At 59.5% G+C, this 17671-nt stretch carries 28 protein-coding genes; 7 read left to right on the forward strand and 21 right to left on the reverse strand.

The window, feature by feature from the left end; all coding sequences use genetic code 11:
- Positions 1 to 23: 23 nt before the first annotated feature.
- The 7 genes from C5B90_RS19075 to C5B90_RS19105 all read left to right on the forward strand — a co-directional run bounded on the left by C5B90_RS19075 (position 24) and on the right by C5B90_RS19105 (position 5918).
- Entirely contained in the window at positions 24 to 614 is a 591-nt protein-coding gene (locus C5B90_RS19075; protein ID WP_115883518.1) for a hypothetical protein, read from the forward strand.
- Positions 615 to 679: 65 nt separating this feature from the next.
- Positions 680 to 958 carry a hypothetical protein gene (locus C5B90_RS19080; protein WP_148708242.1) on the forward strand — a complete coding sequence of 93 codons (279 nt, stop codon included), beginning with the start codon at positions 680 to 682 and terminating at the stop codon, positions 956 to 958.
- Between the two features lie 37 nt (positions 959 to 995).
- Positions 996 to 1490, forward strand: a complete 495-nt coding sequence (locus tag C5B90_RS19085; protein WP_115883520.1) for a hypothetical protein — start codon at positions 996 to 998, stop codon at positions 1488 to 1490.
- Positions 1491 to 3080 carry a hypothetical protein gene (locus C5B90_RS19090; protein ID WP_115883521.1) on the forward strand — a complete coding sequence of 530 codons (1590 nt, stop codon included), beginning with the start codon at positions 1491 to 1493 and terminating at the stop codon, positions 3078 to 3080.
- A gap of 312 nt (positions 3081 to 3392) precedes the next feature.
- Complete coding sequence (locus C5B90_RS19095) at positions 3393 to 5213, forward strand: hypothetical protein (protein WP_148708243.1); 1821 nt, start codon at positions 3393 to 3395, stop codon at positions 5211 to 5213.
- Positions 5214 to 5377: 164 nt separating this feature from the next.
- Positions 5378 to 5641, forward strand: coding sequence for a hypothetical protein (locus C5B90_RS19100; protein WP_115883523.1), 264 nt, complete (start codon positions 5378 to 5380; stop codon positions 5639 to 5641).
- Positions 5634 to 5918 (forward strand): hypothetical protein, encoded by a 285-nt coding sequence (locus C5B90_RS19105; protein ID WP_115883524.1) that lies wholly within the window; start codon positions 5634 to 5636, stop codon positions 5916 to 5918. The genes C5B90_RS19100 and C5B90_RS19105 overlap by 8 nt, the downstream gene beginning before the upstream one ends.
- Before the next feature lie 227 nt (positions 5919 to 6145).
- Here the strand turns inward: C5B90_RS19105 and C5B90_RS19110 are convergent, their stop codons facing one another.
- From C5B90_RS19110 to C5B90_RS19190, 21 genes are all read right to left on the reverse strand, one after another.
- A complete protein-coding gene (locus C5B90_RS19110) occupies positions 6146 to 7903 on the reverse strand; it encodes a hypothetical protein (RefSeq protein ID WP_115883525.1) in 1758 nt (585 codons plus the stop codon).
- A gap of 79 nt (positions 7904 to 7982) precedes the next feature.
- A complete protein-coding gene (locus tag C5B90_RS19115; protein ID WP_115883526.1) occupies positions 7983 to 8366 on the reverse strand; it encodes a hypothetical protein in 384 nt (127 codons plus the stop codon).
- A complete protein-coding gene (locus C5B90_RS19120) occupies positions 8363 to 9130 on the reverse strand; it encodes a ParA family protein (RefSeq protein WP_115883527.1) in 768 nt (255 codons plus the stop codon). Before C5B90_RS19120 ends, C5B90_RS19115 begins: the two co-directional genes overlap by 4 nt.
- 370 nt (positions 9131 to 9500) lie before the next feature.
- Positions 9501 to 10322 (reverse strand): Eco57I restriction-modification methylase domain-containing protein, encoded by an 822-nt coding sequence (locus C5B90_RS19125; RefSeq protein ID WP_115883528.1) that lies wholly within the window; start codon positions 10320 to 10322, stop codon positions 9501 to 9503.
- The gene (locus C5B90_RS20430) at positions 10319 to 10528 is read right to left on the reverse strand and encodes a hypothetical protein (RefSeq protein WP_148708245.1); all 210 of its coding nucleotides are present in this window, start codon (positions 10526 to 10528) and stop codon (positions 10319 to 10321) included. The genes C5B90_RS19125 and C5B90_RS20430 overlap by 4 nt, the downstream gene beginning before the upstream one ends.
- Before the next feature lie 123 nt (positions 10529 to 10651).
- Positions 10652 to 10903: a hypothetical protein gene (locus C5B90_RS19130; protein WP_148708246.1), complete on the reverse strand. Its 252-nt coding sequence runs from the start codon at positions 10901 to 10903 to the stop codon at positions 10652 to 10654.
- Positions 10896 to 11093: a hypothetical protein gene (locus C5B90_RS20435; RefSeq protein ID WP_148708247.1), complete on the reverse strand. Its 198-nt coding sequence runs from the start codon at positions 11091 to 11093 to the stop codon at positions 10896 to 10898. The genes C5B90_RS19130 and C5B90_RS20435 overlap by 8 nt, the downstream gene beginning before the upstream one ends.
- A complete protein-coding gene (locus C5B90_RS19135; protein WP_115883530.1) occupies positions 11086 to 11463 on the reverse strand; it encodes a hypothetical protein in 378 nt (125 codons plus the stop codon). The genes C5B90_RS20435 and C5B90_RS19135 overlap by 8 nt, the downstream gene beginning before the upstream one ends.
- 178 nt (positions 11464 to 11641) lie before the next feature.
- Positions 11642 to 12142: a DUF1643 domain-containing protein gene (locus C5B90_RS19140; protein ID WP_115883531.1), complete on the reverse strand. Its 501-nt coding sequence runs from the start codon at positions 12140 to 12142 to the stop codon at positions 11642 to 11644.
- Positions 12135 to 12311 (reverse strand): hypothetical protein, encoded by a 177-nt coding sequence (locus C5B90_RS20620; protein WP_158547238.1) that lies wholly within the window; start codon positions 12309 to 12311, stop codon positions 12135 to 12137. Before C5B90_RS20620 ends, C5B90_RS19140 begins: the two co-directional genes overlap by 8 nt.
- Complete coding sequence (locus tag C5B90_RS19145) at positions 12308 to 12592, reverse strand: hypothetical protein (protein ID WP_115883532.1); 285 nt, start codon at positions 12590 to 12592, stop codon at positions 12308 to 12310. Before C5B90_RS19145 ends, C5B90_RS20620 begins: the two co-directional genes overlap by 4 nt.
- A 297-nt stretch (positions 12593 to 12889) precedes the next feature.
- Positions 12890 to 13141 carry a hypothetical protein gene (locus C5B90_RS20440; RefSeq protein ID WP_148708248.1) on the reverse strand — a complete coding sequence of 84 codons (252 nt, stop codon included), beginning with the start codon at positions 13139 to 13141 and terminating at the stop codon, positions 12890 to 12892.
- Entirely contained in the window at positions 13138 to 13374 is a 237-nt protein-coding gene (locus C5B90_RS19155; RefSeq protein WP_148708249.1) for a hypothetical protein, read from the reverse strand. Before C5B90_RS19155 ends, C5B90_RS20440 begins: the two co-directional genes overlap by 4 nt.
- Complete coding sequence (locus C5B90_RS19160; protein WP_148708250.1) at positions 13367 to 13588, reverse strand: hypothetical protein; 222 nt, start codon at positions 13586 to 13588, stop codon at positions 13367 to 13369. The genes C5B90_RS19155 and C5B90_RS19160 overlap by 8 nt, the downstream gene beginning before the upstream one ends.
- On the reverse strand, positions 13575 to 14378 hold the full coding sequence (locus C5B90_RS19165; RefSeq protein ID WP_233512137.1) for an AAA family ATPase: 804 nt from the start codon (positions 14376 to 14378) through the stop codon (positions 13575 to 13577). The genes C5B90_RS19160 and C5B90_RS19165 overlap by 14 nt, the downstream gene beginning before the upstream one ends.
- A 167-nt stretch (positions 14379 to 14545) precedes the next feature.
- A complete protein-coding gene (locus C5B90_RS19170; RefSeq protein WP_115883536.1) occupies positions 14546 to 14977 on the reverse strand; it encodes a hypothetical protein in 432 nt (143 codons plus the stop codon).
- Complete coding sequence (locus C5B90_RS19175) at positions 14977 to 15261, reverse strand: hypothetical protein (RefSeq protein WP_115883537.1); 285 nt, start codon at positions 15259 to 15261, stop codon at positions 14977 to 14979. The genes C5B90_RS19170 and C5B90_RS19175 overlap by 1 nt, the downstream gene beginning before the upstream one ends.
- Positions 15254 to 15502 (reverse strand): hypothetical protein, encoded by a 249-nt coding sequence (locus tag C5B90_RS19180; RefSeq protein ID WP_115883538.1) that lies wholly within the window; start codon positions 15500 to 15502, stop codon positions 15254 to 15256. Before C5B90_RS19180 ends, C5B90_RS19175 begins: the two co-directional genes overlap by 8 nt.
- Positions 15499 to 15672 carry a hypothetical protein gene (locus C5B90_RS20625; protein WP_158547239.1) on the reverse strand — a complete coding sequence of 58 codons (174 nt, stop codon included), beginning with the start codon at positions 15670 to 15672 and terminating at the stop codon, positions 15499 to 15501. The genes C5B90_RS19180 and C5B90_RS20625 overlap by 4 nt, the downstream gene beginning before the upstream one ends.
- Entirely contained in the window at positions 15672 to 16001 is a 330-nt protein-coding gene (locus C5B90_RS19185; protein WP_148708251.1) for a hypothetical protein, read from the reverse strand. Before C5B90_RS19185 ends, C5B90_RS20625 begins: the two co-directional genes overlap by 1 nt.
- Positions 15998 to 17662: a helicase HerA domain-containing protein gene (locus C5B90_RS19190; protein WP_115883540.1), complete on the reverse strand. Its 1665-nt coding sequence runs from the start codon at positions 17660 to 17662 to the stop codon at positions 15998 to 16000. Before C5B90_RS19190 ends, C5B90_RS19185 begins: the two co-directional genes overlap by 4 nt.
- Positions 17663 to 17671 lie beyond the last annotated feature (9 nt).

Below are 17671 nucleotides of genomic sequence, written 5' to 3' on the forward strand. Positions count from 1 at the left end.
CCACTTCCAGTAAACTCAGACTCATGCTCGACATCGCATCCCCTGAAGTCGCATCGCTCGTCGCGCTCGTCGCGACCATCGCACTCCTCGCGTGGGCTGTCCGCCGCGGCGTCCTCGCCGACCCGCAGGTCGAGGCCGTCCTCGGCCGGACGTGGCCCGACCTCTGGTTCGTCCGCCGCGACGTCTTCCCTCGTCTCGAACGTCGCTTCCCCATCGCCAAGTTCGAACTCCCGGTGCACGACGCAGAGCTGGTCGGGACGCTCGACGAACCGCCGTCTGTCGTCCGTGACCGCCTCCGAGCGCTGTCGCACGTTTACCCCAACAACTGCGCGGCGGTGAAGCGCCTCGATGGTCGCCTCGAGTGTGGGAGCTACGCGCATCGACCACAGGGGTTGTTCGGGTCGCTCCAGACGCACATCCGGTTGTTCCCGACCGGTGACGGCGGGACCGCTGTGGCCGCTCATCGCGAGCGCTCGCCGCTCAACGGGCTCGACGAAGGCTGGCTCCCGACGGTCAAGAGCGCGGTTGCACACTACCGCGGGTCGACGTGGAACGCTGAGATGGGGGTCAAGCGGGCGACGTCGCTGCTGCAGTTGGCTGGCTTCGACATCTAATCACCCGAGCGATGACGCACGTCGTGACTCCGGCGACGTGATCGAGCGCGAACGGACGATTCACAATGAGTGACAAATCGAAAAATCTCGCACCCTTGAGCAACGGCGATATCCCGCTGTCGACGATGGTGCGTGTGATGGCCGACGAGGTCGAAGAAGTATCGAACACAGCTGAGCTGCAGCGCCGAGCGCCCACCGACGGCCGCGTCGCAGAGGTCACCGCCGGCGATCTCCCGGATGACAAGAGAGTCTACCTCGGCGACGGAGACCAGTGGCTGCTCGTCGACGACGAGTCTGGGATTAGCACGCCAGGAGTAACTTTTGGTGATACTGCAGGTCCATGAGCATGCTTATGTCTGTGAAATGTGATGCGCAAACAGAATGTGTGCTCGGCTCACACGAAGGGAGTTGCTGGTCGTCGTTGGGGCGACGGCCGGGCTCGCAGGGTGCAACGGAACAGAAGACGAGACAGAGACGGCAACGTCGACGTGGACCAACGGGACGCGGACAATCGCCGTCCCGACGGAGACGACGACAACCGTCTCTGCGACGTCAACGGCAACAGCGACGTCAACGACCACGATCACAACGACATCAGACGACGACAGCGACGACAGCGACGACAGCGACGACAGCGACGACAGCGACGACGATGATTCATCGTCGGGTGGCGGGGGTGGCACAACGACCACCACCACAACGACAACGACGCAAACGACGACTTCGACGCCGTCGGAAGCGGTCCTTGACGTCGAGTCGGACGAGACAGAGACGGCGTCGGGAACAGCGTGGTTCGACGCGATCGAGTGGGACGATGGCGGGCGGCTCGTCATCGAAGCAAACGCGGGATTCGGACTTGCAGACACGGAGGCCTAAATGACTGACATCGAAATTCGGAACGAGAACGGACAGCTCGTCGGCTACGATCGGGACACTGGAGACAAGGTTCCGATCAGCTTCGAATCGGTAAGTGCAGACGAGCTACATGGCGTTGCGGATACGATTGTCTCAACGACGAGCGATCTTCAGACAATTTTCAATAATCTGAGTGCTGGTGAAACTGTCTACGTTGCCCGTCCCGACACACCATATCGAACCGACCAGTGGCTTGACATCGAGGTAGACGACGTTACTGTCGTCTTCCAGTCGCCGTATGCGAAGGACGGCTCTGCGATTGTCAAAGTCGCAGACGAGGGTAACGTCGGTGGTATTCGAGTGGGGTGGAACTCATCGGTTGAACGTGTCGAGGTCGTCAACTTCGGACACCACGGGAACCCGAACGGGCAAACGAATCCCGATAATAGTATGGATTCGATTATCGTCCATCAGGCCACGGATGTGGAGATTCGTGGTGGGTTCCTCACTCGACAAGCCCCCTATCATGTCCACAATGACGGGGGGAGTGGAATCACAACAACTGCATCGGCAAAGCACGTTGAAATCCATCGGGTTCTCCTCGACGATGTGGGGGACCGAGGGATACAGACTGGTGGGGTAGATATTGATGTCCACCATAACACACTCCTAAACGGTTACGACCGCTCGTTGAACGGCGGGGGTCGCACGTACACAGACCTCGAATCACACGGTGAGCGCATTCGATTCGCCTACAACTACTGCGCTAACAACAGCGATGGGTCTATTATCGGCTTGGGGAACCAAAACGATGGACCCACTGACGTAGACGTTATCGGGAACATCGGCTACGGGGAGCATCGAAAGTTCATTCGGGTTCAACCCGCTACGAGCAAGGTCCGAGTAGCCTATAATCGCGCCATCCGTGGGACTGGAACAAACGACAATCCCGCATATCAGGTCCGTGGACCGTCTGATGTGACTCTCGAAGGAAACTACGCACGAGGGTACAACACCGCTGGATATACTGTTACTGACGCTGCTGGAACGCCTGAAGACGTTACTTTTCGTGACAACACCGCTGAAGACTGTAACATGGGCCTATCCATTAACGGAACAGGAACTAACATCCGATGGATAGACGGGGATCTTCGCAATATCTGGAAGACTGCCGTCGATATCGACCCCGCATTTAGTGGTAGTCTTGAAGTCCGTGGGACGACAATCAAGAACTACGACACAAACGCAGGTGGGAACGTCGCCATCAATGTCCCTGCAACGGGCGTCCGCTTTATCGACAATCACATCGTCTACAATGGGTCGTCTGCCCTCTGCTTTGAGGGAAGTGGTGGTGGAAACACTTGGAAAGGAAATAGTGCAACTGGTGGCAGTTGGAACATCAACGGCACGGATACAGTCACGATAGATAATCAGCCAGTTGTCAAGCGAAATCTGGCAAACATAACTGGCGGGAAAAACGGTGCTAAGGCGTTCCACAATGGTGGTGACGGATCGCCTGTCGGCTACTACTGGCTCGATCTCGACGGAGACGTGAGTGCAGGTGATTGGATTCGTGTAGGGGATAACACGACGACCATCACACCAGCGTGAGACTACAGATAGCGACTCACCGTCTTGAAAGACTGAGTTGAATTTTGGCATCTTGGAACCGCCAGAATCAGCCGAAATATACTCTGACAGACAGTTTTTTAACTCCCCAATTGAAGATATGGATAATGAGTCGCGATTCCGTCTTATCTTATCGTGATTACGCGGCCTCAGCAGTAATTGGGATCTCGGCTTCTCTCTTGCTCATCTTCACACCACCAGCTATGCAACTCACGCAGCCAACTCTGATCACCTATATTATCGGATTTGCAGCGTCGTTTGGCCTCGGTATGTTAGGAATGCTCGCATTCTATCATGATACGATCCAAGATTAACACTAAGGGGGTATCGAAAGGGCTCACTATTGCCTCTTGCATAGGCATCTCTATGTTCTCTCTTGCAGCTGTTTTAAGCGCTGAGAGCAGCTATTCATACGATTTCTTTAAATCATTTTCACAGGTGACATGGGCCGGTCTGGTCATAACCGTTGTCTCGTCAACAGTCCTGATTCTCCGTGGGGACCGGGGAGATTGGCGAACTGACTGGCGAACAGGACTCGTCCTGTTGTTCGTCGCTTACGGCGTGTATTGGGAGTTACCACATTTATTGGGCTTACGGATGTGGGCCCCTCCTCGTGGCGATCTTCTGCATCATCATGGGTACGCAGGGTACGTGTTGAATACGGGTGTGTATCCTCCAGAAACGGTTTATCCAGTAATCCATGGCTTTTTAGCGATGTTATCTTCGGTCACGGGAGTGACGTCCAGCGCCGTTGGCTCTGCACTCACGTACCTGATGACAATTATGTTCGTGCTGAGTATCGCAAGCTTAGGTGGGCAATTGTTTGAACATCCCTCCGCCAGAATTGTGGCTGCTGCTGTCGCGAGCATCCCTATTTACGGGAAGTACTTACAGCACATCTTCCCATGGTTTCTCTCGTTTTCACTAATCCCGCTGGTGCTCTTGATGTTCTACCGAACCCGGTTAGGAGAGACGTCGCGCCGTGATCAAGTTGGGCTCCTTATTCTGACCTCTGCAATCACGCTCATTCATCCAATGACGTCTTTGGTAATGGTTGGGGTCAGTATACTCGCTCTCATTGGCGAATACATCCATCGCAAGCGGACCCAAAACAAAAGTGGATTTTCGATCAGGTCTACTGCGTGGATCATCGCAGTCCCGGTTTTGCACTACACGTGGTACTTCGGCCGGAGGGGGCTCGAGATGTTGTTCCGAGATATCGCCATCTCGATAACCCAACTTGAGTCAACAGGGGGTGCGCGAGCCAGTCGAGCAGCGAGCAGCGGGTATACTATTCCCCAACTGATTTGGCGGTATGTGGTCTTGGAGTACGGTCCGCTGCTACTTCTGCTGGGGCTTGCGGGCCTAGTTGCCCTCATCGTCATCTATTATTCAGCACGGGGGCGTGGAGAATTGGGGCCAACAATTAGTACTGCAATCTATGTCGGTGGAGGGGTGCTCGGCGTCGTTATGTTCGCCGGCGACTTTGTCGCAGAAGGTGCGTATCGATCCAACCAAGTGACTATCCTTGCTTCAATATTGCTCGTTGCATGGGCACTCACCAAATTGTTATCAACCGACCATGATTCAGTACTCTGGACAGGTGCCCGGGTAGCGGCGGTCGTTTCAATCCTATTATTGTCGATCTACGCGCCATTCACCGTCTATGCGGAAACGCGACATGTGACCGAACAAGAATTTAGTGGCTCCGAATGGTTCCTCGGTACACGTAGCGCTGAACGAGCGGTTGAGTCGAATGCAATGAGCCACAAAATTGAGGTTTTCCTTGGAGACGGCGAATTACGACCCGACGTGACATACGAGGATTGGGCATTCAGATCATCAACGTCTGTGCTCCCCGACCACTACGGATACGCAGAAAACAATACAGTTGGTCAAACATTCCCAGATGGCCCATATCTGATAACGAAGACGCGAGACTTCGAGTGGTGGAAGCGTGAGCCACCGAACCGCCAGTCATCTATCAATTATCAAACCCGTGAGGACGCAGAGCGTTTGGGACAAGACGCCACCGCTCAGAGGATTTACTCAAATGGCGGGTTCACCGTTTGGGATATCAATGGTGTTCGAAACTCAACGAACACCGCTAATTAATAGCGACGCGCTTCGTGCTCTGTTCTTCTAGTCCGATTGTCAAATAACCTTGGAAGCCAGCGATGTGTGATGACTCGGTCGACCACGTCGACGGGCGAGCACACGCGGACGCCCGCGCCGACGAGAGGGGCCGGCGCGGTAGCCACAGACCCTCGAACCCATGAATGAACAAGCAAAAAGCCCGGGCGTGGGCAGGCTTCATCTTCGCGGTCGCATTCGCCGCGGCGCTGCTCGCCGACGCCCTCGGATTCGCAACGCTCACTCAAACACAAATCCTCTGGTTCGGCGCATCGACGTCCGCTCTACTGGGAGTCGACATCGTCGCTGGACGGCAGTCCCAGCTCGCCGGCGCGCTCTCTGGCGCGGTTCAGGGTTGGTTCAATGCACAAGAGGGTGCCGACGACTCGACGGGAGGCAACGATGACTGAGGCGGTGGTTCTCGACGCCGTCAACGCACTGATGATGTCGGCGAGTACTGTGGGGTTTATCGCTGCCTCTGCTATCCTCCACTTCTATCCCCGCAAAGTCTCCCGATTGCGGCTTCTTACGCTGGTCCTCGTTTCGCTCGGCCTACTTCTGCTCGGGACTGACGTGATCACCGATGGCTTCGTCCCGCTTCGCGTGCTCGCAGCGCTCGCACTCGTCCTCGCTGAAGGCGCACTCATCTGGGATTCGGTCTCGGCAAAGACTCCACTAACTGCGTAGCTGTTCTGTCGCTCACTTTTTCCATAGCCACTGGCATATTTCAGAATAAGTGAGTTTATCCTGACGAGTGACAGTACACTAACCCCTGAACCACCGTTTTCCGTACGCTTACCCCCGGATACGCCCGTCGAAGAATAGGATCCAAACGGCCTTTTCATACTCAACGACGATACAAACCGTATATCGCGATAGAAATCGGTTAGTTAAGAAGCAAGTCGTCTCTTCGACTACGCATCAAGCACTCTCTTCGCGCCGGCGACGTTCTTCGAGACGGTCTGTTGGGACTTGCCTGCCGCACGCCCCCACGCTGACTGACTCATTCCGTCAACTTCGACAAAGTAGTAGTCAAGGGCCTCGGCCGACGACACGCCGGCCTCGAGGAGACCTCGAACGTAGTACTCCATGTCGATCTCGGAGCTGTCGAGTACCAGCTCGAATCGGTAGTAGCTCGGAAGGCCGAGATCGGAGAGAACATCCAAGAGCGCCGAAACGGGGACGTCGTACCCCGAGAAGTCAACAGCGTGCTTAATGGCATCTCCGGGGCGGAACACGCGATCCTGATGGAACTCGACCTGCCAGCCCTCATCAGCGTGGATCGGCTGATCGCCAGGACGAATCTGGTCGAGCCCTTCGTCGAGAACCCACTCGGTCGCGTGACGAACGTCCTCTTCGACAACGTTCCAGTTACGGGCGACCTCTTTGAGAACCACAGCCATCTCGTCATCTCCGTCGTCTTCGAACTCGCTGGCGAGTTGGCGGACATCGTGACGGCTGGCGAGATCACCAACGGCCTTGACATCGAGGTCGCCAACGGCCTTGACCTGATACCATGCGTCGACGAGCCAATTGTTCGTCGGAATCGAAACGCGAGCCCACACGTCCGCTTCCGGCACGTAGTAGAGCGCGTACGCGATGTTGTCGCGCTTGGAGTAGACTCGCTGCTCCCAGTTGTCAGGAATCGTCCACCGTTTTTGACCGGGGACCGGCCGCTCCACCGTCGACGAAGTGCGGTGCTTCCAGCGCGTTCCCGGCTCGTCGCCCCGGGAGACGACAACGTGCTCGTCGCCGTCGCGGTAGGCGTAGAGATGACCGTCGGCGCGGTAGTGGCGTACTGCTGCGTCGGTGTGCTCAACCTCGAGCCAGCTCCGGACACCACCATGCCCGTGGAAGACGCTGTCGCCGAGCTCGGTCACCGCGTCAAGATCGCGAATGAATTCGACGAGGTCCTCACCTTCAAGCACCTCGCACGCACCCTCAGTCTCGACTATGGGCGTCCGCTTTGCTTCGACTTCGTCGGCCCCTGCCTCGCGCTTGTAGTTGTGGATGCGACCAGCGTCGGCGTCGTAGTACCACGCGCCCCACTCGTCGAGCCCAATGAGGCGCTCGCCGACGTCTGCTTCGTCTGGGTAGTCGTCGAGCGTGAAGCCATCGTCGTCGGCCACACGGCCGCCGTCAGCGACTGCCACGGGTGCATCGATCGTCGCGACCGGCGAATCGTCGCCCGCTTCGTCCTCCTCTTCGCCATCATCCGCGTGGACCATACCGGCGTGGACTGCGAGTCCGTGGCCACTCGTGAACGTCTGGCCGCATTCGTCGCAGTCGTGGCGCTCGGTCACCGCAGACTGCAGCTCGTCGAAGTCCACGTCACGGGGCGTCGCGACGTCGACGACGATCTCCGAGAGCGCCTTCGTGATGTCGGTCTTCTCGATCTGGTGGAGTTCGCCACCAACGAACTGGTAGTAGCGACGCGTGTCGTTCTTCCCCGAGTGCGTGTAGCGGACCATCTCGACGACGTCGCCCTCTTCGACCATCGCACGGCCGTCAAAGCGCTTCGACGTCTTCGGCTTCTGGTACGCGACGAATTCGCGCTCGTAGTTGTATTTGGGGTGGGTGTCCGTGATGATCGCGACCCACTGCTTGTTCCCAGTCGTTGCTTCGGCGAAGATTTCCGTTCCGTTCTGCGTCTGAGTGAGCTTGTAGTCCATCATTGTCCTTCTACACCTACAACTATAGCCTGTAGTGTAATAAATCTATCGGTGGGGAACAACCTATAGTTGTAGGTGGCTACTCTTCAGTCGAATATTCGCGTTCGAGGTCCGCGAGCGCGGAGTGGACGTCGTCGGGATCCATCTCTGAAACGGCGTCAAGGCCGTGTTCAATCACGAGCGGCTTCAGATGGCGGTCTTTCAGGAACTCAAAGTCGCACTCGTAGGTGAGCCGCTGGTACTCCGTGTCGAGACGGTCCTTCATCGCGTCAGGTAAGTAGAACGTCATTCCGTTCCACGCGCTCTTGACACGCTCTGCGTCCCATGGATTCCGTACGTGCACGTCATTCTCTGCGTTCATTGCGTTCTCTTCACTCGGTGCGTCGTCGCTCTCGTCCTGGTCGTTGCCGGCGTCGCCACCAAGGCGTCGACTCAGGCGGTTGTTGATCTCGTCTTCACTCATTGGTCGATTTCCTCCGCGATAGCCGCGTAGACGTCGGTCATATCCGTGTCCTCTGCTTCGTCACCGAATATCGAGCAGTGAGCGTTGACCGTGCGCTCGATGGCGGCGCGGTGGCGGACAACCCACACGGGGACACGACCCTCAAAGCGCTCCTCGTACCATTCCAGCATCCGCTTTTGCTCGTTGTCGAGTGGGTAGTGCACGTCGGAGACGACAACGCCAGAGATAGCGACATTCGTCCCGTAGTTTTCGTCGAGCGTGTCGAGCTGCCGCAGCAAGTGCTGGACAGCGAGCTTCGACGACTCGTCAGCGCGGACGGGGACGAGCAAGTTCTCGGTCGCGAGGACGACATTGTCGTTGATCGGACCGAGCGACGGTGGGGCGTCGAAGATGATCACGTCCCAGTCGTCGACGTCCTCGAACAGCATCTGCAGGCGCTGCCGGGGGCGCATCCCACTCGCGATGAGGTCCTGCTCGAGCGCGAACATATCGATGTTCCCCGGGAGAACGTCAAACTCATCGTGAGCGACGACGAGGTCGCGGACGTCGTAGTCATTCGGGCTCGCGAAGGCGTTGTAGAACGTCGGCGGGTCGGCCGTGTACTCGTCTTCGAAGCCGAGGCGATGCGTGAGGTAGCCCTGTGGATCGGCGTCGACGGCGAGGACGTCGAGGCCACGATCTGCGAGCGCGCCCGTGATGTTGATCGTGTTCGTCGTCTTCGCGACGCCGCCTTTCTGGTTCGTCACACCTATTCGAATTGTCATTGCATGCTCGTCATGCACGTCGTTCCATGCACTCAAATAACCACGTCAGACGCGGAAAACGCCGATAAATACGCGTACGCGCGCTAATACGTGCGAACAACATATTGCGGTGAGTCCAAATCGGGGCCATTTTTACGTGGAACCACGTGGTAGATATCGGCGCAAGTGCGCCAGGCGGACCTAATGAGTCCCATTGAAACACTACACGCAGTAGGAGCGACGGCTACGATCATCCACACCGCCGTCTGGCTTGTCAATCAGTACCGGCGTCGTGGACCGCAGCCGCCTCGGGAATAACGAGGCGTCGCTGCACAAAAACTTATTCGAGACGAAATCGCGAGGACAGCACTGCAGTCATCAGGCTGGATGCTTACTCGAACTCGGCTATAGTGGTCTGTCCTCGGAGCCTCTGCGTCTGCGAACGTCCCTGTCGAGCTTGCCAGATACGCTTCGACTCTTCAGACACGCGGTCGTAGTACGCGCTGTCGATGGTCCCACACTTCGCGAGGTCCATCAGGTCGTACGGGTGGGGGTTCTCTCGGGGCCGGAGCGCTGACCCGCCGTCGGGCATGTTGTCCATCGCGAGGACGCACGTGCTGACCGCCGCATCGAACGCGTCGTCGGGCACGAGGACGTGGTTGTGTGGCCGTTGGTCGGCGACGAACTCCCGAAACGAGTCGTCCGCACTCCCGTACCACGTCGTCGGGATGACCATGACGAACACGCCGTCGTCTGCGAGGAGTCGTGTGGCCTGTTCGACGAACAGGTGGAACAGGTCGAACTTCCCGGTCGCGAGGTCGAACTCGTCGCGGTACGCCTCCCGTTCGTCGTCTGGGATGTCGCTGTAGCGGACGTACGGCGGGTTCATCGCGATGTAGTCGAACTCGCCGTCTGGCGGGTCCAAAAGAAAGTTCGCGTGGCGGACATCGACATCGGCGTCCGGGTGGGAGTCCTGGAACTCGGCGATGCGCTCGCAGTCGCGCTCGACGCCCACTTCATCGAGCGTCGCGTTCCGACGCCGTGCGACGCTCGCGACGGCGTCTCGGATGCGGCCACGACCGAGGCCGGGGTAGAGCGCGCGGCCGTCCTTCCCGCGGTGGATGAGGTTGTTCGCGATGCAGTCGGCGACGCCGGTCGGCGTCTCGACGAAACCGAGATCCCTGCCCTGTGTTGGACCGGTTGTTTCAGTCATTGCGACCAGATTCTTCGAATCGTCTCACGAATCTCACCAGGTCGCCAGCCACGCACCCATGGGTGAAGCGCTCGGTCGTACCCTTCGAAGATAGGCATCGCGTCGACGGGGGCGCCCTCGACGAGCGCGTGGTTCTGTCCGGCCTGAAGGCGACGACTCAGGTCCCACATGACGCCCAAAAGTGCGCCGTTGGGGCGGTCAGTCATGCCACCACATCCAGTCGGTAAATGCAGTTCGGACTGTGACGAACCGGGAGCTCGGCCGCCGTCGCACCGCACACAGAGCAACCAATCTCTCCGTTTGGAAGCTTGATCGCCCACGCTGGCAGGTCAGCCATCGTCGAGAACCTCGTCTAAGTCGTCAAGGAATGCCTCAATCATCGTGTACTCCGCGGTGAAACCAGCACTTTGGGCCTTTTCGTGCTGGTCTTGGTACTTCTCGCGAAGGTCTCGAAGCGCTGACTTCGGAACCGCATCGAGGTGTTCGAGCGCATCACGACACGCCCGCTCATCGTCGCCATCCCAGACCCGATCTTCGAGGATCATCACCGCTCGATCGATGTTGACGTCGTCTTCAGTCATCGTCATCCTCCAAGAGCCAGGTGAATTGGCACTCGCGGCTACAGAACGGTCCCGTGAGGAACCCACCAACGCCGATGTACTTCCAGTTGTGATCCTTCCATGCTGCCCGTCGGCACGACAGACAGTAGGGCTCGTCGAGCGCGTCCTGTGTCGCGCGTTCAGCGGCTCCCGGGAGTGTGGCCTCACTCATCGTCGACCACCGTCCAGTCGGCGCTCAGGCCGACCGAGTAGCGCATTCCGGGCGTGGCCTTCGAACACGACGCATCCTCACAGCGGACGAGCATCCGGCCGCCGTAGGACGTGTCCTTGACGTCCTCGACGACGCCGCGGTAACCCCCGGACTCGTTCGAGCGATCGACGTAGACGACGTCGCCCTCGTCGGGCTGGGGGAGGCACTCACGACACACGTCGTCACGAGTAAAATCGACCTCAAGGTCGACTGCTTGGACGTCGCGAACATCGAGGTCGTAACCGCAGGCAGTCGTGTGAGTAGCGCCATCGAACGCGACAGAGTGGTGCCACTCGTCACCCGTCGTCGTGATGAGCGTACCGTCAGTCATATCTCAACCGCCTCCGCGGCTACGTGCCCGGCGAGATAGTCGTTAGGGCCGTGGACGCCACCGAACTGTCGATGCTCGCGACAACACCGCGGACAGCGTTTCCGCGGGTACACGAGGTCTGCACCAGAGCAGACGGCTGGGAGACTGCAGTAGTCGCAGCGAGCGGGAGCAGCGTCAGTCACAGTTGATCACCGACCCAGTTCGTCAGCTCGGCATCTGCCGGTTGGTAGAGTGGATGGGCCGGGTGACCGGCCTTGGTCGTGTCGAGCGCGTAGAGGTCGTAGTCGTCGAGCAGGTCGGTGACTGCCTCGGCACGCCCGTTAAGCGACCCTTTCGCACCCCACGCGACGACGACTCGCTCGGCGCTGTCGCACACGTCCTGCAGGTGCGCGTCGTTCCCCGGCCCGACCGGGTCCGCGTGGTCCGCCAGCGCCGCCGGGTCCGTGCTTCGGAGCGCGAACAGGTTGGCGACAACGAGCGACCCAAAGCCCCACTCCTTTGCGAAGCCGAGACAGCGCCGAATCGTCGGGTCGTCGCTGGTTGCGTCGGCCGTCGACGGATTCAGCATCACGAACGCGACCGTCGGCTTGTCGGCGTCCCACGTCCGCGAGAGTCGGTAGCGGTACATCCCGTCGTCAGAAAGAACCGCGTCGGCGCGGTTGTCGACGAACTCACTCATCGACCATCACCTCCTCACGGAGGTCCGCCTCACTCTCCACACGCATCTTAACAGCTTCACCGGTTGCGTCGTGGACGCAGTAAAGCGTCGGCGGGAGTTCGAACGGCCCCGCGCACGTGCTATTCGTCGCCGTCTCGTCACCGCATCGCGGACATCTGTAGAGAGTCATTCGACAACGCCCTCCACGTCAAACGTCTCAGCATCTCCACCAGTATGCTTGATAGACACACGGTTCGGTGCGAGGTGCGGGTTCCGGGCACCGTCCAGTTGGTCAATGTCTCCGAAATGGCTCTCGTCAATCATACCGTAATAGGCGTCGAGCGGTTCTGTCCCGAAGTGTTGGATAGTCCCGCTTGGCGTCCTGAACACGACCTGCTGGTCGAACTTGCGGAGTCGTGGCGGTATCCAGAGACCGCGATCATCGTCGATGTGTAGATTTTCAACCGTCATCGCTTTTCCTCCAGTCGGTAGCCGTGCGCTTCTGCGAGCCCGAACAGAACTTCCGTCGCCGCTTGCGGAGAGAGGTTTACCAGTTCTCGGTGCTGCTCGCTAACTGTCTCTCCCTCACCGTCAAGCGAGGCGAATCGAGCATTCTCTTTCCGAAAGACACGAATGCGTTTCATATCGCCGTTCGGGTGCTTTCGAACACAGCGCTCAACTCGGACACCCATCTGCCGCTCGTCCCACGACTCCTCAACGATGCGTCCGTCGACCTGCTGAGTCTCGGACTGGGACGTTGAATCGTCACTATTCATCGCGCAATACCTCTGGTGCAAGCTCTACCTTTGATTTGAACGGCGATTCGTTGCGGAATCCACGAACCGTTTCGACGTAGTAATCACCGAGTTCAGTCGTCACAGCCCATACCACATCTCCGGCCTTCAGATATACATCAATCCTGCCGTCATCGTGGGGTTTGACTGCAATGCCTTCGGATAATAGCAATTCAACCGCTGTCTTCTGTTGCTCGTTTTTATAAATCCTCGTGCTCGAATTCATCGGCTACCACCAACCTTCGTCACCCGGCCGCCGCGGACTTCGTGCGCCTCGCGACGCGTCCACTCGGCGGGCTCTGTTGCGCGGTCGTCGTCCGATCGGACTTCGTGGACGACGTCGACACCGCCGTGGTCGTACGCGAGCAGCCGGATTCGGTGCTCGACGACGGCGTTGCGCCGGCGGACCGAGACGTACGGGCGGTCAGTCCACTCGGCAAGGAGTCGCGAATCAGTCATCATGCCCCTCCATGCGCGACAGGCGTTCCATGCGTTCCTCGCGTTCAGTGCGTGCTTGTCGAACGTCCTCGCGGAGGTACAGCGCCAGGCCGACAGCGATCAGTCCGACGCCGGCGACGTCCCACATGAGCGTCCGTGGGGCGACCGCGAGCACTGCAAACCCGCCGATGAACGGAAGGTCCGGGAGTTTACATAGGTCGCTAAGCTTCATCATGTCCCTCCATGCACGCCATGCGCTCAGAGCTTTCGGTGCGCGCATTGAACGCCGGTCGCGACGAGAACGGGAACCGCGACGCGACCGCTCGGACCCGCTGTTCGAGCATCTCGGGACTGTGGCCGTTCCAGACCTTCGCGTCGGCCCAGAACGCCCATTCGGGCGTCCCCCACATGGACTCACGGCCGTCGCGACGAATGAGGTCCTCCTGCCCGAAGTCGCTCTCGTCCTGCCGCCCACGGCCCTGGAGTCGGTCGAGGCGCTCGTCGAACGGGGCATGCACCCAGACAACTTCGAGCGTGTGGAACCACAGCTCCAGAGCGACGAGCGCCTCGGTGTCGCGCATCCCGATCACAACCGCGGGCTGGTCGGGGAACGCGTCGGTCGCCTCGAGGCGTTCGATCACGTCGTGTGCGACGTAGTCGCCGCCGTCGACGTCCCGCCGCATCGTCGAATAGTCGCCGAGTTCGTCTGACGACAGCGCTTCAGTCGACGCGACGTCGAAGTGGTCACACGCGCCCTCGCGGACGATGTCACCTGTTTCGAGTTCGAGCCCGTCGAGTTCGTCGACGAGTATCTCTCCCGCGGTTGATTTCCCCGCGCCAGGGAGGCCGACCACTACGACGCCGGTGCGCTGGTCGTCGAGGTGCCTGACGATGGTCGTGTTCTGGAGGCCGTCGCGACAGCGCTCGCAGAGGACTGTCTGTTCGCCGTTCGTTTGGACTACTGCAAGCCCCTCGTGAGGGCCAGCGTGGTCCGGCATCTCGCACGTGTCTGTGTTTTTTGTCACCGTAAGCGCCTGGATCGAGAGACTTTCAGTCATGCTGGTGTTGCTCCTTGAGTTCAGCATTGCCGTGGAAACAGACCGAACAGACCCATGTCCACGCCCAAACGCCGACGTCTTCGCGAACGTCGATGTGCTCGTCGCCACAGTTTGGACACGTTTCTGGTGGTCCGTCAGTCATGGAACTCACCCAGTCCAGTATTCTCAGCCGCGCGGCGCTCGTTCTTCCTAATCTCGTCGAGGGCGTCCTGAAACGCTTGGCTCGCCTCGTCTGACAGGTCGTGCTTGTAGGCAATGACCTGCAGTTGATCTGGCTCGGTGTCGAACTCGACTTTCTCGGGGACCACGTGGACGGCATCCCACGGGTTCGAGTGATTGGCGTCCATGATCGTCGCCGGAGAGAACTCGAACGCCGCACGGTCGTTGCCAAACTCTCCTTGCGAGTCGTCGACGACGTACTCGTTTGGATTCGGCTCACACATGGTCACCGGGCGGTTGCACGCCGGGCAGAGGGTGCTAATGAGCCTGTACGGACGCGTTGACTGCTCGTTCGCTTTCTTCTTCGCGCGCTGTGCTTGTTCCGTCGGAATCCGTGAAGCGTGCATCAGTACTCATACCCCGCGTTACAGCGCCGACAGCGGACGCGCCGCTCGGTCTGCTCCCACTCGGTATGGAGCGAGAACTCGTCAGAGTCGAACATCTCGGCGTCCCACATTCCGATGACAAACTTGCCAGTCGTGACCTCTTCGTCGACGACAGTACCACCACAGTCGCACGTGTCGACGACGTCGCTGGAGACCGTCCGCGTTCCGCGCCCCGACGGCCGAGTCGTCGTGTCCGTCGGCGGGACCGGTGGCGTGGGTTTGTCGTCGTGAGCTGCGTCACTCATCTTTCGTCCCCACGGGTCCGTAGATCGGTTCCTCGACGAGCGACGCGTTCTCGATGTCGCCCGCCCACTTCGCCCAGCACGTGTCGCAGTGGTAGTATCCCGCCGGTGGGCCTTCGTGGAGATTCGAAGCCGGGCCGCCGCAGTGCGGACAGCCTTTTCCCTCGTTGAGGTCGATTCCGTCGAGATCCGCAACCGACTCCCAGTCGTGGGCCGGGTCGTGCATGCCGGTCGGGCGACTCATTTGAGTTCACCGTCCACTTTGTAGTCGCTCTCGGAGGGCGTGACATCGACCTCGAGTTCGAGCCGCCACTCATCACGACGACCCTCAACCGAGACTTTCGATAGCTCGTAGCCGAGATCGCGGATTGCCTTTCGAATCTCGCGCTCGGCATCTCGAACGTCGTCGTCCATTAGTTCAGAACCTCCTCGTCAAGAAACTCGAACACCGGTTCGTAGTGGTCAATCACAACGTTCCCTCTCTCGTGGTACGCCATCGACCCGTCTATCGCCGCCCCGACAATTCGGCCTTCAGAGGCGTCGTAGCCGACGTAAGCAAACTGCTGGAGTGCCGCGATACGGACGTCGTGGTTCTCCGACTTGCACACGTGGACGGTGTAGTCGATGACGACGAACGGGCTCGCCGCCGACCGCCGGCGCACAGTCAGTTCGACCATTTCGTGGCTCCCAAACTGTGTCTGGTCGCCGCAAGCGTCGCATTCGAGTACGGACAGTTCGCTCACGAGTCAATCACCTCCTCGTAGATCTCGGACTCCAGTTCACCGTAGACGCGGTCTACCTCTGCTTCTGAAAAGCCGTTTAGCCGGTCACAGAGATGGTCTCGGAGACCGAACACGTACTCTCCGCGACCAACCTTTTTCACGAAGCCGGCCTCGATGAGGTCCCGCGTCTTCTTCGACTTCGTGCTGCTGGTCGGGCTCCCACCAGCGTACTTGTACGCGTCTTCTTGCGATGCGGGCCCTGACACGATGAAGTACCGAAGCATCTGCTGTTTCTTCTCGTCGAGGTCGTTGAGGCGCGACCGCACGTCATTCATCACCGTCTTGACCTTTCGGTTCTCCAGCGGGTCGCTGTCGAGGTCATCCGGAGTCGGCTGTTGAGACTCCAAGTCTTCGATGCGCTCACGGGCGTGCTTGAGCTTCCGGCGGAGGGTTTCGGTGTCCGCATCACCGACGCCGAACTCGTCGGCCAACACATCGACAGCCTCGACCGCGCGCTCTCCGATCTCCGGACGGGAATCAAGTTCCCGACGGAGTTGCTGCGCTTCGGCCTCCAGTTCGTTGATGCGTTCTTCGCGCTCTTCCAGCTGGCCTTCTAGGCGGTTGCGCTCTTCGACGAGGTCCTCAACTTTCTCGGACGCCACGCCACCGTTACCGGTCGCCTGCATGGCGTCAGCGAACTGACTCGCCATGTCGCGCATGTCCCGCGCGTTCTGCAGCTCCTCTTCGAGCGCCGCCTTCTCGTCCTGCAGCGACTCGACCTGCGCCTCCAACTTCGAGATTCGGTCCTGGCGACGTTCCTCTTGCTCGGAGATCTCCTGGAGTTCCTCGACGAGGTCGCCCGAGACGCTCATCAACTCGGGGCGCTCGAACTCTTCGAGGTCTGGCGTCGCGCCGGCGTCGTACGTGCGCTTGCGTCTGACCTGAACGGTCTGGACGTCGGCTTCGAGGAAGTCCGCCTGGAGGAACGCCTCGCCGTCGTTGAGGTCCTGAATCGAATCGGCGTAGCTCGACCCGACGACACGGCGGACGACCTTGGTGTCGTTTTCCCAGGTGAGGCGGTGCCACATCAGCCAGTCACACTGGGTGATGAAGTCTTTCTTGACGTCCGCAGGGCGCTGGGAGATACCACAGAGCCCGAGGCCGTGTTTCCGGCCACGCTTCCCGATTTTGATGAGCATTTTCCCCGTCTCGTCGAGGCCGCCGCCTTCGGGGATGTACTCGTGAACCTCCTCGACGAGCAGCAGGAACGGCCGGCGGAGCTTCTTCTCTTTCGTGAACAGCGTCGAAGCAGTTTCGCGGACGAGTTCCGACGCGTCGGCATCGTCGAGGTAGCCCGAGACGTCGAGGATGATAGGCACGCTGTCCTCGAGGGCGAGTTCCGCGATCTTGTCGGCGTGCTCGGGCCCGACCTGCAGGTCGCACTCTTCGTCAGCGCCCACGTGGAGCAGTTCGAATTCCTCTTTCAGGCCCCAGTACTCGCCGTCGGTGTCGACGATCAAGACCGGGAACCCCCGGTCGAGCAGTTCTTCGATGATGACCGACGCCGTGTTCGACTTACCTGAGCCGGACTTCCCCGTGATGAACCCACGGCCAGTTAGGACGTCGACGACGGGCAGCGAGACTTCGCCGCCGGCGTCGAGTGGAAGTTGTTCATCACTCATATGGATCGG

Origin of the sequence: Haloferax sp. Atlit-12N (assembly GCF_003383095.1) — an archaeon.
Lineage (GTDB): Archaea > Halobacteriota > Halobacteria > Halobacteriales > Haloferacaceae > Haloferax.

What these genes read in the sequence shown, in the direction of transcription:
- C5B90_RS19075 (WP_115883518.1), top strand. Translation starts at nt 24, where the DNA reads ATGCTCGACATCGCATCCCCTGAAGTCGCATCGCTCGTCGCGCTCGTC.
- C5B90_RS19080 (WP_148708242.1), top strand. Translation starts at nt 680, where the DNA reads ATGAGTGACAAATCGAAAAATCTCGCACCCTTGAGCAACGGCGATATC.
- C5B90_RS19085 (WP_115883520.1), top strand. Translation starts at nt 996, where the DNA reads ATGTGTGCTCGGCTCACACGAAGGGAGTTGCTGGTCGTCGTTGGGGCG.
- C5B90_RS19090 (WP_115883521.1), top strand. Translation starts at nt 1,491, where the DNA reads ATGACTGACATCGAAATTCGGAACGAGAACGGACAGCTCGTCGGCTAC.
- C5B90_RS19095 (WP_148708243.1), top strand. Translation starts at nt 3,393, where the DNA reads ATGATACGATCCAAGATTAACACTAAGGGGGTATCGAAAGGGCTCACT.
- C5B90_RS19100 (WP_115883523.1), top strand. Translation starts at nt 5,378, where the DNA reads ATGAACAAGCAAAAAGCCCGGGCGTGGGCAGGCTTCATCTTCGCGGTC.
- C5B90_RS19105 (WP_115883524.1), top strand. Translation starts at nt 5,634, where the DNA reads ATGACTGAGGCGGTGGTTCTCGACGCCGTCAACGCACTGATGATGTCG.
- C5B90_RS19110 (WP_115883525.1), bottom strand. Translation starts at nt 7,903, where the DNA reads ATGGACTACAAGCTCACTCAGACGCAGAACGGAACGGAAATCTTCGCC.
- C5B90_RS19115 (WP_115883526.1), bottom strand. Translation starts at nt 8,366, where the DNA reads ATGAGTGAAGACGAGATCAACAACCGCCTGAGTCGACGCCTTGGTGGC.
- C5B90_RS19120 (WP_115883527.1), bottom strand. Translation starts at nt 9,130, where the DNA reads ATGACAATTCGAATAGGTGTGACGAACCAGAAAGGCGGCGTCGCGAAG.
- C5B90_RS19125 (WP_115883528.1), bottom strand. Translation starts at nt 10,322, where the DNA reads ATGACTGAAACAACCGGTCCAACACAGGGCAGGGATCTCGGTTTCGTC.
- C5B90_RS20430 (WP_148708245.1), bottom strand. Translation starts at nt 10,528, where the DNA reads ATGACTGACCGCCCCAACGGCGCACTTTTGGGCGTCATGTGGGACCTG.
- C5B90_RS19130 (WP_148708246.1), bottom strand. Translation starts at nt 10,903, where the DNA reads ATGACTGAAGACGACGTCAACATCGATCGAGCGGTGATGATCCTCGAA.
- C5B90_RS20435 (WP_148708247.1), bottom strand. Translation starts at nt 11,093, where the DNA reads ATGAGTGAGGCCACACTCCCGGGAGCCGCTGAACGCGCGACACAGGAC.
- C5B90_RS19135 (WP_115883530.1), bottom strand. Translation starts at nt 11,463, where the DNA reads ATGACTGACGGTACGCTCATCACGACGACGGGTGACGAGTGGCACCAC.
- C5B90_RS19140 (WP_115883531.1), bottom strand. Translation starts at nt 12,142, where the DNA reads ATGAGTGAGTTCGTCGACAACCGCGCCGACGCGGTTCTTTCTGACGAC.
- C5B90_RS20620 (WP_158547238.1), bottom strand. Translation starts at nt 12,311, where the DNA reads ATGACTCTCTACAGATGTCCGCGATGCGGTGACGAGACGGCGACGAAT.
- C5B90_RS19145 (WP_115883532.1), bottom strand. Translation starts at nt 12,592, where the DNA reads ATGACGGTTGAAAATCTACACATCGACGATGATCGCGGTCTCTGGATA.
- C5B90_RS20440 (WP_148708248.1), bottom strand. Translation starts at nt 13,141, where the DNA reads ATGAATTCGAGCACGAGGATTTATAAAAACGAGCAACAGAAGACAGCG.
- C5B90_RS19155 (WP_148708249.1), bottom strand. Translation starts at nt 13,374, where the DNA reads ATGACTGATTCGCGACTCCTTGCCGAGTGGACTGACCGCCCGTACGTC.
- C5B90_RS19160 (WP_148708250.1), bottom strand. Translation starts at nt 13,588, where the DNA reads ATGATGAAGCTTAGCGACCTATGTAAACTCCCGGACCTTCCGTTCATC.
- C5B90_RS19170 (WP_115883536.1), bottom strand. Translation starts at nt 14,977, where the DNA reads ATGCACGCTTCACGGATTCCGACGGAACAAGCACAGCGCGCGAAGAAG.
- C5B90_RS19175 (WP_115883537.1), bottom strand. Translation starts at nt 15,261, where the DNA reads ATGAGTGACGCAGCTCACGACGACAAACCCACGCCACCGGTCCCGCCG.
- C5B90_RS19180 (WP_115883538.1), bottom strand. Translation starts at nt 15,502, where the DNA reads ATGAGTCGCCCGACCGGCATGCACGACCCGGCCCACGACTGGGAGTCG.
- C5B90_RS20625 (WP_158547239.1), bottom strand. Translation starts at nt 15,672, where the DNA reads ATGGACGACGACGTTCGAGATGCCGAGCGCGAGATTCGAAAGGCAATC.
- C5B90_RS19190 (WP_115883540.1), bottom strand. Translation starts at nt 17,662, where the DNA reads ATGAGTGATGAACAACTTCCACTCGACGCCGGCGGCGAAGTCTCGCTG.